Here is a 13,034-nt window from a genome sequence, read left to right as displayed (position 1 = left end):
AGGGCGACTCAAGGGTCAAATTCAGTCGACGGATATTTGCTCAATAGCACGCTTTGTTGCTGAATTTTTTTCAGAAAATAGAAATTGTCGCTAAACTTGCTTAGTGCTTGTCCGATAAATGACAATAATAGCATTATGCTTATAATCATCCTTTGACATCATAGAGTAAGGCTCAGGTTAAAACCAAAGTGTAATCCCTATGCGGATGACATTTTGTATTATTTTGCGAATAGAGTCAGTATCATGTCGTTTATACCGAATATTGAGGAGCCGTTGTGGATTTAGCTACAGTTATAGGACTAGTCGGGGGCTTTGGTTTTATCCTTTGGGCTATGATGACCAGCGGCGGCCTGGCAATCTTTATCGACGTCCCCTCAGTGTTTATCGTGTTCGGTGGTTCATTCTTCGTTGTAATGATGAAATTCAATCTCAAACAGTTTTTGGGGGCGGTAAAAATCGCCGTCAAAGCCTTTATGTTTAAGATTGATAAGCCTGAAGATCTTATCGAGCAATCCGTGACTATGGCGGACGCCGCCCGTAAAGGCGGATTCCTTGCCCTCGAAGAAGCGCAAATTTCCAACAGTTTTATGCAAAAAGCCGTCGATATGTTGGTCGATGGTCACGATGGTGAAGTGGTGCGCGCCGCACTTGAAAAAGACATAGCCCTTACAGAAGAGCGCCATCGCAACGGCATTGCGATTTTTAGGGCCTTTGGTGACGTTGGTCCCGCGATGGGGATGATTGGTACCTTAGTGGGCTTGGTGGCCATGTTATCCAACATGTCGGATCCTAAATCGATTGGTCCATCGATGGCGGTGGCCTTGTTAACGACGTTGTACGGCGCCGTGGTTGCCAACATGGTATGTATTCCCATTGCCGATAAACTCACCCTACGCATGGGTGAAGAGATGCTTAACCGCAACCTGATTATGGATGCGGTATTAGCCATTCAAGATGGCCAAAACCCGCGGGTGATTGAAGGTTTCTTGAAGAATTATCTTGCTGAAAAACAGCGGAAAATCGATACAACGGACGGGGAGTAGCCCATGGCTAAGTGCAACTGTCCACCGCCCGGAGCGCCGCTCTGGTTGGCAACATTTGCCGATTTGATGTCCCTCTTGATGTGTTTCTTCGTGCTGCTGCTGTCATTCTCTGAAATGGACGTGATGAAGTTTAAGCAGATCGCAGGCTCGATGAAGTATGCCTTCGGGGTGCAAAACAAGGTCGAAGTCAAAGACATTCCTAAGGGGACGTCTGTGATTGCATTGGAGTTTCGTCCTGGTCGTCCCGATCCCACGCCGATTGAAATCATTAACCAACAAACCAACGAAATGACCGAGCCTGTATTGGATTATCAAGCGGGCGAAGACGATAGCGCGGGTGGTGTGCAGCAGCAAAATGGTTCGCAGCGGGGCGGTGAAGCCTCGGCGACGGCCCAAGAAACGGCGGATGCGGTAAAAGCCGAAGCCGCGGCGGCGCAGGATAAAATCAATCAACAAGTGAAGAAAATGGCACAGGAACTCAATAATGAGATCACCGATGGGGCGATCGAAATTGAGTCACTTGGGCAGCAAATCATTATCCGTATCCGTGAGAAGGGCTCGTTTGCCTCAGGATCTGGCTTCCTGCAGCCGCGATTTAAACCCGTGGTGCGCTCGGTCGGCGAATTGCTAAAAGATGTGCCGGGGATCATCACGGTATCGGGTTACACCGATGATATGCAGATAAGTGATGAGCTCTACAGCTCGAACTGGGATCTCTCCAGTAAACGCGCTGTGGCAGTGGCCGATGTGCTGCTGCAAGTGAAGGGCTTCGATCCTAAGCGGATGAAAGTGGTCGGTATGGCGTCGAATAATCCAATCGTGCCCAATGACTCACCAGAAAACCGTGCGCGAAATCGTCGAGTTGAGATTGCCATTGAACAGGGTAAAGCCAAAGAATCCGAAGAAATTCAAGTAGGTAAATAGCTTTTAATTCAAACCTGTGATTCGATAATAACGCCGTGACTTGCTCACGGCTTTTTTATTTGTGATTTTTTGACTATAAGTTCAACTGTACATAAGCGCACGCCACGTGCAGTCCGAGTGTGGAAACAGGTGCGCCAATCGCCGTGAGTTTGTTATAATCCGGCGATTATTCTTTTAACCAATTTTGCTGTTTACAAAATTGCCCGCGGAAATCCCATGAAGTTTATTGTAAAGCTGTACCCAGAAATCATGATGAAGAGCAAGCCCGTGCGCATGCGCTTCACCAAAATGCTTGAAACCAACATCCGTAACGTGCTCAAAAAAGTTGATGAAGATGCTAAAGTGCAACGTCAATGGGACCGTATTTGGGTAAAGGTGCCAAATGATAAACCTGAATTAGCTCAGGCCTTTGGTGAGCGTTTAGCCTGTATTCCTGGGATCGCCCATGTGGTGCAAGTGGATGAATACAGTTTTACCTCTGTTGACGATATCTACCAACAAGTCTTACCCGTATATCGCGACCAAATTGCCGGTAAAACCTTCTGTGTGCGCGTCAAACGTACTGGCTCCCACGATTTTAACTCTATCGAAGTCGAGCGTTATGTCGGTGGTGGTTTAAACCAGTTTACCGATGCGATTGGCGTGCGTTTAAAGAACCCAGAAGTGACAGTTAACCTCGAAATCGAGGGCGATAAACTGTATATGGTGACCAAGCGTATCGAAGGCTTAGGCGGTTTCCCAATGGCGACACAGGAAGATGTGTTGTCCTTGATTTCGGGCGGTTTTGACTCAGGCGTGTCGAGCTACCAATTTATTAAGAAGGGCGCACGTACCCATTACTGTTTCTTCAACCTCGGCGGCGCGCAGCATGAAATTGGCGTGAAACAAGTCGCTTATCATTTGTGGAAAACCTATGGTGAATCCCACAAGGTGAAGTTTGTGTCCGTGCCGTTCGAGCCTGTGGTGGCCGAGATTTTAGAGAAAATCGACAACGGTCAAATGGGCGTGGTGCTCAAGCGTATGATGATGCGCACCGCGGCGCGCATTGCCGAGCGTATGGGCATTCAGGCGATTGTGACAGGTGAGAGTTTAGGTCAAGTATCGAGCCAAACCTTAACCAACTTAAACGTGATTGACCGCTGCACCGATATGCTGATCCTGCGCCCGCTGATCGCCATGGACAAGCAGGACATCATCAACGAATGTCGCCGTATTGGCACCGAAGATTTTGCTAAATCTATGCCTGAATATTGCGGCGTGATTTCGCAAAAGCCGACCGTGAAGGCGGTACTGGCCAAGGTTGAGGCCGAGGAGACTAAATTCTCTGAGGACTTGATTGACCGTATCGTTGAGCAGGCCGTGGCCATTGATATCAGGGAGATAGCAGAACAAATGAATACGCGTATCACTGAAACTGAAACCGTTGTTGCTATCGACACCAATGAAGTGGTGATTGATATTCGCGCCCCAGAGGAAGAAGAGAACAAGCCGCTGGAGATTGAAGGCGTGGAAATCAAGCGTATTCCTTTCTTCAAATTAGCGACTCAGTTTGCCGATCTCGATAAGCAGAAGACTTACCTGTTGTACTGTGAGCGTGGTGTGATGAGTAAATTACAGGCGCTATACCTGATTGAGCAAGGTTATCACAATGTTAAGGTTTACCGCCCTTAAGCGATTGCCAGTAATGCACGTGCGAAGGCCAAACGTCAATTTTGGCCTTAATGCGCATGAATTTGGGTCTTAATGCGCCAATTCGCAGGTAAACGAATACAAAAAAGCCGCATTGGAATGCGGCTTTTATTTTACGGATAAACAGTGCAATTTATTCGGTCTTGACCACTTGCTGGGCCGGTAACACTTCATCGGCAAGCAATAAGGTAGGATCCTGCAGCGCTTCTTCATGCATTTTTTCCATCGTCGCAGTCAGTTCGGCATTGATGCTTGCCTGTAAATCACTGGTGTCGATGATAATTTCTGCATCGATAACATTTGCGCTGACATTGGCACTGAGTGCGCTGACTAACACTAACACTAACGCAAAAGCAGATTTTAAATTGAACATAGTCGCCTCCGGGCTGACAAAGTATTGCTGTCAGACATTCCCATCACCCGTTCGAGATTGTCCAACTCATGTGTTTCGTTGGCGCAAAATTTAATCAAAAACGCTGGCCTTTACAAACGATTAAATGTAACAATAAGGATTAGAAAAACTAATTAAAAATTGAGATAGAGATCACTATGTCAAGACGCTTACCACCACTGAATGCGGTTAAAGCATTTGAGGCCGCCGCACGGCATTTGAGCTTTACTCGAGCGGCTGAAGAATTGTTTGTGACTCAGGCTGCGGTGAGTCACCAAATTAAGGCGCTGGAAGATTTTCTCGGATTAAAATTATTTCGCCGAAAGAATCGTTCGCTGCTGCTGACCGAAGAAGGTCAGAGCTATTTTCTCGATATTAAAGATATCTTCACCCAACTGGCGGATGCGACCGACAGACTGCTCGCACGTAGCGCCATTGGTTCGTTGACCGTGAGCATGTCGCCAAGCTTTGCGATTCAGTGGCTTGTGCCGCGCCTGTCGAAGTTTAGTGAAAAAAATCCCGACATTGACGTACGAATTAAAGCGGTAGACACAGAGGCCAGCTCCTTAACCGACGATGTCGACGTTGCCATTTATTATGGTTTAGGCAATTGGCCGGGACTGCGGGCCGATAAACTCCGCAATGAAGTGCTGATCCCTGTATGTTCGCCCATGCTGTTAAATGGCCCTAAGCCATTGTCAAAGCCGGAAGACTTAAAATACCACACCCTGCTGCACGATATGAGCCGCCACGATTGGCAGGCTTGGTTTAGACAATGTGGGATAAGTGATATCAACGTTAACCAAGGGCCGATTTTCAGTCACTCTTCCCTCGTTTTGCAGGCTGCGGCCCACGGCCAAGGTGTGGCCTTAGGTTATAGCGTGTTGGCTCGTCCCGATATTAAGGCGGGGCGACTGGTGTGCCCATTCCAAGAAGTGTTAGTGAGCAAAGATGCTTATTACCTCGTCTGTCAACAGAATCATGCCGAGCTCGGTAAAGTGGTCGCGTTTCGTGAGTGGATGTTAGATATGTTTGCCGAGGAGTCACGCAGTGAGTTGTTGCCCGGATAATCCCTCGGTCAACGAGGATGTTGCTTCAAATGCCTATGTGTTAGAAGGAGAGCCATCAGAAACCTTGATTTTATTTGCCCACGGCGCGGGAGCGAATCGAGATTCCGACTTTATGTGCCAAATGGCCGCAGGTCTTGTCGCCAAGGGTTTTCAAGTGATGCGTTTTAACTTTCCCTATATGCAGGCCAATGCCGTGGATGGTAAAAAGCGCCCCCCTGACAGAGCGCCAAAGTTGCTTGCCTGTTTTAGCGAGATGCTCGATGTGGCGCACGCTCAGCCTAAGGTTAAGCGTGTGGTCTTGATGGGAAAATCTATGGGCGGACGCATGGCGGCATTACTGGCCTGCGATAGTGTGCTAGCGAGCCGTATCGACAGCGTTATTTGTTTAGGTTATCCCTTTATTCCGCTTAAGGGCGGTGAACCTAGGTTAGAACCCCTAAACGACTGCCAAGTGCCCGTATTAGTGCTACAGGGTGAGCGGGATAAGTTTGGCACTCAGGTGCAGATCCCCACTTGGCCGCTTAAGCGCGATATCCAAATTGAATACTTAGCCGATGGGGATCATAGTTTTGTCCCAAGAAAGTCGTCAGGCATGACCGAAGCGGCTAACCTTGCATTGGCTGTTGATTTATCAGCAAAATTTATTGGCTAATGTTTTTTCTTGATATGGCGTAAAGCGCTCAGAGTCTGGATTAACGGCTTGAGCGTCATCCGTCGTAAAGCCTATTGGTTTTTGGAGGTAAAAATGCGTAAAGGATTGTTGTTACTCGCCGCGGTAAGCGGATTTTTTGCGGTCGCACTAGGCGCTTTTGGTGCCCATGGACTCAAGGCTGTCGCGCCGCCTGAGCTAATTGATGTGTTTAATCTAGGCGTGCAATATCACTTCTACCATACCTTTGCGCTGATTGTCGTGGCCTTTGCCGGGCAGTGGTTAACCTCACGCTTGCTAGATTGGGCGGCGTACCTGTTTATGGCAGGCATAGTGCTGTTTTCTGGCTCGCTCTACGGTTTAGCACTGGTCGGTAGCAAATGGTTAGGCCCTATTACCCCAATGGGTGGTGGCTGTTTCCTCTTAGGTTGGTTATTGCTGGCTGCAGCCGTATGGCGCCATAAAGTGGTGGATGGCAACGAGTCATAATACTTGTGTGGCGCAGCCACTGCGCCATGTGTTCATGCTGCCAATAACACAAAAGCCCGATAGCAAATCGGGCTTTTGTGCATTGAAATTGCTATACTGGCGCCCAAATCGATAGTCGGCCATGTTTATGGCTTGGATTTCTTAAGGATCTCCATGAAAAACCTATTTTTATTTTGCCGTGCAGGCTATGAGAAAGAATGCGCAGCAGAAATCCAACAGCGAGCCGCCGAGCTCAATGTGGGTGGCTTTGTTAAGGCCAACAACAACGATGCCTACGTGGTATATCAATGTTTTGAAGAAGACGGCGGCGATACCTTAGTGAAGCAACTGCCGTTAGATTCACTGATTTTTGCCCGTCAGATGTTTGCCGCAAGCGAGCTGTTGGCGGATTTACCCGAGTCTGATCGTGTCAGCCCGATTGTGGCGGCGCTCAGTGAGGTGAGTAAAGCGGGTGAGCTGAGGGTTGAAACCCCTGACACCAATGAAGCGAAAGAACTGTCGGCATTTTGCCGTAAGTTTACCGTGCCTTTGCGCCAGCATTTGAAAAAATCCGGCAGTTTGCTGGCACAGGAAAATCCTAAGCGTCCGATTATCCACGTGTGTTTTATCGGCCCAGGTCGCGCCTACGTAGGTTATTCCTTCAGTAACAATAGCTCACCCTATTTTATGGGGATCCCGCGCCTGAAAATGGCTGCCGATGCGCCGAGCCGCTCAAGCTTGAAACTCGATGAAGCCTTCGCGCAGTTTGTGCCTAAAGAAGAGCAAGAAGTGCGGGTTCGCAGCGGCATGAACGCAGTGGACTTAGGCGCTTGCCCAGGCGGCTGGACATATCAGTTAGTGCGTCGTGGCATGATGGTCTCCGCGGTCGATAATGGCCCGATGAACGAAAAGCTGATGGAAACCGGACAAGTGAAACATTTCCGCGAGGATGGTTTCCGCTTCGAGCCACAGCGTAAAAACATTTATTGGTTAGTGTGTGACATGGTTGAAAAACCCGCGCGCGTGGCTGAGCTGATTGAAGCTTGGGCCATCAATGGCTGGTTTAAAGAAGCGATTTTCAACCTCAAACTGCCGATGAAGAGCCGTTATAAAGAAGTGATGGCAATTTTGAATACCATGCAGGAAATCCTCAAGGAAAACGGCATCAACGAATTCCAGTTACAGTGTAAGCATTTATACCATGACCGTGATGAAGTGACTGTGCACCTGTGGATTAGACCGAGCCAGGCTTGGAACTAATCAGCGGTTTTTAGCGTTCTGTTAGTGAGTGAAGCCCCAAGTCATGTCTGGGGCTTTTTATTTGGCAGTTCTGCAAGATTGCGGCCATAAAAAAACGCACCCTAGGGTGCGTTTTTTTGTTTCGCGCAAAGCGATTATGACAGACGGTCAAGTACCGCTTGAGTGAAGTCTGTCGTGCCGTGGGTGCCGCCTAAATCGCGAGTCGTACGGTCGCCTTCTTCAATCACTGCCGATACGGCTTTACGGATCATGTCGGCTTTATCGGCCATGCCTAAGTATTCCAGCATTTGGATAGAGGCTAAGATCACTGACGTTGGGTTCGCGAGGTTTTTACCTGCGATATCGGGCGCGCTGCCGTGAACCGCTTCGAAAATCGCTGCATCACGGCCAATATTGGCGCCAGGTGCCATACCTAAACCACCGACTAAACCAGCACACAGATCCGAGAGAATGTCACCAAACAGGTTGGTGGTCACGATGACGTCGAAGTTTTCTGGGTTCATCACTAACTTCATGCAAGTCGCATCGACAATCATTTCTTCGGTTTTGATGTCTGGGTAGCGCTGGCTCACTTCACGGGCCACTTTCAGGAACAGACCTGAAGTTGACTTCATGATGTTTGCTTTGTGCACGATAGTGACTTTCTTACGGTTTTCTTTGCGGGCCAGTTCGTAGGCGAATGTCGCGATCTGCTCAGCGCCTTGGCGAGTGACGATACTGGTCGCTTCAGCAGTGGTGCCGTCTTCAGAAACTTTTTGACCGTGGCCTGAGTACATGCCTTCGGTGTTTTCACGCACTGTGATGATATCAATGTTTTCATAACGGGCTTGAGTGCCTTTGAAAGACAACACTGGACGCACGTTAGCGTACAGGCCGAATTTCTTACGTAATGTCACGTTGATAGAGGTGAAGCCTTCGCCTACAGGTGTTGTCAGCGGGCCTTTCAGGGTGATACGGTTTTTTTCGATCAGTTCTAAAGTACGCTGCGGAAGTAGTTCGCCCTGCTTCTCGAGAGCAGTTAAGCCGGCATCGGCAAATTCATATTCAAAATCACAACCTGCTTTATCAAGAATTTTTAAGGCTGAATCAATAATACTTGGGCCAATTCCATCACCTGGAATTACGGTTATCGTTCTTTTTGACATGGAGAAGTCCTTCCACGGTTCGTCGTTACTGCAATTGTCCGACCCGGGATTAGCCGGGTAACATGACTATGAATTTGGTGTTTTTTCTCCCCATTATTTTAACCGTCTTTGGTCAAACTTCACAGGAAATAGTGAGCAATATCACGATTTTTTATCGGGTATAACTTGTAAAAATACTGGGTTATAACGATGATGGAGGACCAATAGTTAAAAAAGTCTACTTTAGTCTAACAACTACATAAAAGAGGAAGACATTGAAGTTATTACCTATCACATCGCTAGTGCTTTTATCCCTCGGAATACTGCCCAATGCCCATGCAGAAACCAGCACTAAACCGCTTACCCTGACCGACATTATGCATTTTGAGTCCCTCGAAAAACCCGTTATCGCTGACAATGGTCAAGTGCTCGCGGTGGAGGTGGCACCGGATCGTGGCGATAGCCATGGTTTGATTAAGAATCTACAAACAGGTAACGCATTCCAAATTGAAGGTGGCTCGGATCCTATCGTGAGTCACACAGGCCGTTATGTAGCGATGGCGGTTAAACCCAGTTTACTCACCGTTGAAACCAGCGATGCTAAAGCGAAGAAAAAGCTTAAGGCCGATATGGTGCTGCTCGACACTGAAACGGGTACGCAAACCAAATTTGAACGGGTAAAAGAATTTGTCTTTAGCGACGATGGCGCGCATTTAGCCATTTGGTTTGAAGCCGACGAGGAGGTCAAGAAAGACGCCAAAGAGAAGCCCGAAGGCACTGATGATAAGCCCAAAGCCGAGAAGGTGAAGGTCGATAAGTTCGACCAAGGCCGTCGTTTGAGTTTAGTGAATTTGTCTTCACCATCGCAGCGGGTGGATCTGGAGCATGTGACCGCCTATCAGTTTGATAAAGACAGTCGCCGCTTGGCCGTTGCGGTCAATGATATCGAGGCGAAACAACATCAACTGCAACTGATTGATTTGAAAGACTACAAAAAATCAACGGCATTTGAATCTCAAACTCAACAAATTGGTGCGGTTTCACTGTCGAAAAATGGTCGCTGGCTGGCCTTTACTCAAGGGGATGCGAGTGAATTACCCTATGGCCGCAGCTATCAGCTAAGCCTAGTCGATATCGCTTCGGGCAAAATTCGCCCTGTACCAAACACCAAAGAGTGGACGTTAAACCGTTACGCCAGTTTAAACTTCTCGCTAGACAGTGAGCGACTCTTCTTTGGCCGCGTGCCCGAGGTGAGCCAGCAGCTTAGCCTGAAGAAAATTGCTGAAGAAAAAGATCTTTACGACAAAGAGATTGTCACAGGCTTACGTGGGCTTAAGGTTTGGCATGGGGACGATCCACGGATTAAACCCCATGAAATCAAACAATATGATAAAGAGCAAAAGCACACTTACTTAGCCGTGCTGCATTTAGGTTCAAACAATGTGGTGCAGCTTGGCGATAAAACGGTGCCGGATGTGACTCTGTCGCAGCATAAGCGTTATATGCTGGCAAGCTCTGACTTACCCTATCGCAAAATGATCACTTGGGCGGGTTTTTATCAAGATTATTACTTGGTGGATATCAACACCGGGCGCAAGTTACCGCTGTTAACCCAACAACCCAGCGATGCTGAGCCGAGTTTATCGGGTGACGGTAAATATGTGGCTTATTATCAGCAAGGTAATGTGTACTTATACGACATTGCCGAAGGGCGCCGTACTAATCTGACCAAGTCTTTAAAGGTGAGTTTTGCCGATGAAGACCATGATTATCCCTCCAATGCGCCGGGTTATGGTTTTGGCCCTTGGCTGAAGGACGATGCTGGTTTCCTCGTCTACGACAAATACGATGTGTGGCAGTTTAATACCGCATCGAAAAGCGGATTTGCCTTAACTGCAGGGCAGGGCCGCGCTCAAAAAATCCAATATCGTGTTGAAGGTTTAGTCGATAATCCCGATGAGCCAACCACATTGGCCTACAATGCCACTGTGCTGCTGCATGGTTACAGCGACAAGACTAAGGCCGATGGTTTTTATCAAGCGACCTTAGGCGAAGCGGGCGTTAAGACCTTGATGGAAGGCGAGTATAAGTTAACTGTGCTTGGGCGCAGTAAAGATGCGGATACGCTGGTGTTCTCTAAGGAGCGCTTCGATCTGTTCCCTGACTTGTATACCGCAAGCTATCAGGCTCCACAAAAAGCCGTGAAGCAAACCGATTTAGATAAGCAGCGTCAAGCCTTTAATTGGAGCCAAGCCGAATTAGTGCATTGGACCAATGGTGATGGCAAGCCGCTCGATGGCGTGCTGATTAAGCCGACAAACTATCAAGCGGGCGAACGTTATCCTGTATTGGTGTACTACTATCGCTTTATGACCGACAGACTGCATGCCTTCCCGCAAATGAAGGTCAACCATAGACCAAACTTCGCTTGGTATGTGAATAACGGTTATGCGGTATTCTTGCCGGATATTCGTTTCGATATCGGTTATCCCGGTGCCAGTTCGGTTCAAGCACTGACCTCTGGCGTGCAAAAGCTTATCGACATGGGCGTTGCCGATGCTAACGCCATTGGTTTACAAGGACATTCTTGGAGCGGTTATCAAACGGCATTTGCTATCACTCAAACCAAGATGTTTAAAGCTGCGGTGGCGGGTGCGCCAGTGGCCAACATGACCAGCGCTTACAGCGGTATTCGCCATGGCACAGGGCTTGCGCGCCAATTCCAATACGAAACCGGCCAAAGCCGTATAGGTGAAAGCCTCTTCGCTGCGCCGCAAAAGTATATTGAGAACTCGCCGGTCTTCTATGCCGATCGCATTCAAACGCCGTTGATGATCATGTTTGGCGATAAAGACGATGCGGTGCCTTGGGAGCAAGGTGTTGAAATGTACTTGGCGATGCGCCGTGCGGGTAAAGATGTGGTGTTTTTACAATATGAAGATGAACCCCATCATCTGAAGAAATACCCTAATAAGCTCGATTACAGCATTCGGATGATGGAATACTTCGACCATTATCTTAAAGGTAAACCCGCGCCAGCCTGGCTAAGCCAAGGAGAAGCCTATGTCGAATATAAAGCCGATGATGAGTAATCTTCTGTTTTAGGTTTATCCATAAAAACGCCACCGAAAGGTGGCGTTTTTATGCCGAGGGAGGAAATCCTTTCTGCTGTTCTATTCCTGATAAAGAGTTGCGGAAGTGAGGGGGATGAATTTGTAACACTTTGAGTTTATTACTCTTATATCCACCAGTTTAAGCAAGAAATCTTTGGGGCTGCGCCGACGCATAACAAGTACCCACAGATTTATGCGTACTATAAAGATTTCGTACTGACCTCGATATATGTATTGATGCCACTCTCGTAAAGCAAAAATCCCGAACTAATTCGGGATTTGTAGAAAGCGCGGTCGTACCAAAGGCTAGTATTATCTGTATTTACGCTCAACCTCGGCCACTCTGTTACAAAAATCTTCCAAGTGGGCACGCATCTCTGCCTCGGCTCGGTCTTCATCCCCATTAACGACAGCCTGGACCAATTTATCATGTGAACCAGAGGGATGGATTTCGTCAGTCGGCGGTTTCAAGGTTAAGGTATTTCGACGTAATAACAACAGCAGCGATTTACTAATGGCTTCTAAGCAACGATTGCCGCAAATTTCGGCCAACACAAAATGCACTTGGGAACGTAAATACACTGTGTCGGGATATTCTAAGGTATCGTTTTCATGCTGATTAGCATCATGCAATCTTGCCGCTTGTTCGGCCGTGCAGTTTTTCGCGGCTAAACGGGCAACCTGTGGTTCGAGCAACATCCTGACCTGGACAATTTCAGGCAACGACATTTTACCCATAGTGAGTAGATCCCGACAGGCATCGCTTAAACGCTCGTAGTCGACCTGCTTTACAAAGGCGCCTCCCATGGCACCCTGACGAATCTCAACTAGACCACTTGCTTCGAGGATTTTTACGGCCTCTCTGACCACAGTACGGCTGACCATAAACAGCTCGATTAACTCTCGCTCCGAAGGAAGTTTATCCCCAGCTTTGTACCTGCCGTCAATAATGGCCTCTTTGAGTTGCTGTCCAACTTCTGTCGATGCTCTTAACTGCTTAACGGGTTTAAAGGTATTCAAAATGTCATCTCGAATCAAAACTAAGTGGAAATCTTAACATAAATCAAGCTGATGTTTGAATTTTCATTAGGTTAAGCCTGACATTTGTTTACTCAGTTTAGTCCTCGATTTAAGGCGTTATTTGGTCAGTCTGAATTGTGTAAGGTTCTGAATTTAAAGTTGAATTATTGAGTTAAGGCTAGCATCTCCTTTCGTCCATTTTGCAATCAACCAACAGCTATATTAGAGATTAAAAAACATTCACTTTTGTTGATCCAAGTTACATCTCTACGAATTTCGTAAC

General features: G+C 47.7%; 11 protein-coding genes. 8 read left to right on the top strand and 3 right to left on the bottom strand.

Translation table 11 applies throughout. The features are described from left to right. Nucleotides 1-275: 275 nt before the first annotated feature. From pomA to thiI, 3 genes are all read left to right on the top strand, one after another. Nucleotides 276-1,043, top strand: coding sequence for a flagellar motor protein PomA (gene pomA / locus CBX96_RS01110; protein WP_011717762.1), 768 nt, complete (start codon nt 276-278; stop codon nt 1,041-1,043). Between the two features lie 3 nt (nt 1,044-1,046). Further along, nucleotides 1,047-1,967 carry a flagellar motor protein MotB gene (locus CBX96_RS01105; RefSeq protein WP_011623478.1) on the top strand — a complete coding sequence of 307 codons (921 nt, stop codon included), beginning with the start codon at nt 1,047-1,049 and terminating at the stop codon, nt 1,965-1,967. A 216-nt stretch (nt 1,968-2,183) separates the two neighbouring features. Next, nucleotides 2,184-3,638 (top strand): tRNA uracil 4-sulfurtransferase ThiI, encoded by a 1,455-nt coding sequence (thiI, locus tag CBX96_RS01100; RefSeq protein WP_011717761.1) that lies wholly within the window; start codon nt 2,184-2,186, stop codon nt 3,636-3,638. A gap of 151 nt (nt 3,639-3,789) precedes the next feature. Here thiI and CBX96_RS01095 read toward each other — a convergent pair whose 3' ends face one another. Beyond that, a complete protein-coding gene (locus tag CBX96_RS01095) occupies nt 3,790-4,029 on the bottom strand; it encodes a hypothetical protein (protein ID WP_109285417.1) in 240 nt (79 codons plus the stop codon). A 176-nt stretch (nt 4,030-4,205) separates the two neighbouring features. On the opposite strand from CBX96_RS01095, the gene CBX96_RS01090 reads away from it, so the two are divergent. From CBX96_RS01090 to rlmM, 4 genes are all read left to right on the top strand, one after another. Continuing rightward, nucleotides 4,206-5,117, top strand: a complete 912-nt coding sequence (locus CBX96_RS01090) for a transcriptional regulator GcvA (RefSeq protein ID WP_011626781.1) — start codon at nt 4,206-4,208, stop codon at nt 5,115-5,117. Beyond that, complete coding sequence (locus CBX96_RS01085; RefSeq protein WP_109285416.1) at nt 5,098-5,769, top strand: alpha/beta fold hydrolase; 672 nt, start codon at nt 5,098-5,100, stop codon at nt 5,767-5,769. The genes CBX96_RS01090 and CBX96_RS01085 overlap by 20 nt, the downstream gene beginning before the upstream one ends. A gap of 93 nt (nt 5,770-5,862) precedes the next feature. Beyond that, a complete protein-coding gene (locus CBX96_RS01080; protein WP_109285415.1) occupies nt 5,863-6,255 on the top strand; it encodes a DUF423 domain-containing protein in 393 nt (130 codons plus the stop codon). 153 nt (nt 6,256-6,408) lie between these two features. Further along, nucleotides 6,409-7,494 (top strand): 23S rRNA (cytidine(2498)-2'-O)-methyltransferase RlmM, encoded by a 1,086-nt coding sequence (rlmM, locus tag CBX96_RS01075; RefSeq protein ID WP_011717757.1) that lies wholly within the window; start codon nt 6,409-6,411, stop codon nt 7,492-7,494. A 134-nt stretch (nt 7,495-7,628) separates the two neighbouring features. Here rlmM and CBX96_RS01070 read toward each other — a convergent pair whose 3' ends face one another. Beyond that, nucleotides 7,629-8,639, bottom strand: a complete 1,011-nt coding sequence (locus tag CBX96_RS01070; protein WP_011623471.1) for an isocitrate dehydrogenase — start codon at nt 8,637-8,639, stop codon at nt 7,629-7,631. 254 nt (nt 8,640-8,893) lie between these two features. On the opposite strand from CBX96_RS01070, the gene CBX96_RS01065 reads away from it, so the two are divergent. Beyond that, nucleotides 8,894-11,710: a prolyl oligopeptidase family serine peptidase gene (locus CBX96_RS01065; RefSeq protein WP_109285414.1), complete on the top strand. Its 2,817-nt coding sequence runs from the start codon at nt 8,894-8,896 to the stop codon at nt 11,708-11,710. Nucleotides 11,711-12,043: 333 nt separating this feature from the next. On the opposite strand, the gene CBX96_RS01060 is transcribed toward CBX96_RS01065, so the two are convergent. Then, a complete protein-coding gene (locus CBX96_RS01060) occupies nt 12,044-12,751 on the bottom strand; it encodes a FadR/GntR family transcriptional regulator (RefSeq protein WP_041416929.1) in 708 nt (235 codons plus the stop codon). Nucleotides 12,752-13,034: the final 283 nt, after the last annotated feature.

Origin of the sequence: Shewanella sp. BC20 (assembly GCF_003129585.1) — a bacterium.
In the GTDB taxonomy this organism is placed as follows: Bacteria; Pseudomonadota; Gammaproteobacteria; order Enterobacterales; family Shewanellaceae; genus Shewanella; species Shewanella seohaensis.
This window is presented reverse-complemented; position numbering and strand designations above follow the sequence as displayed.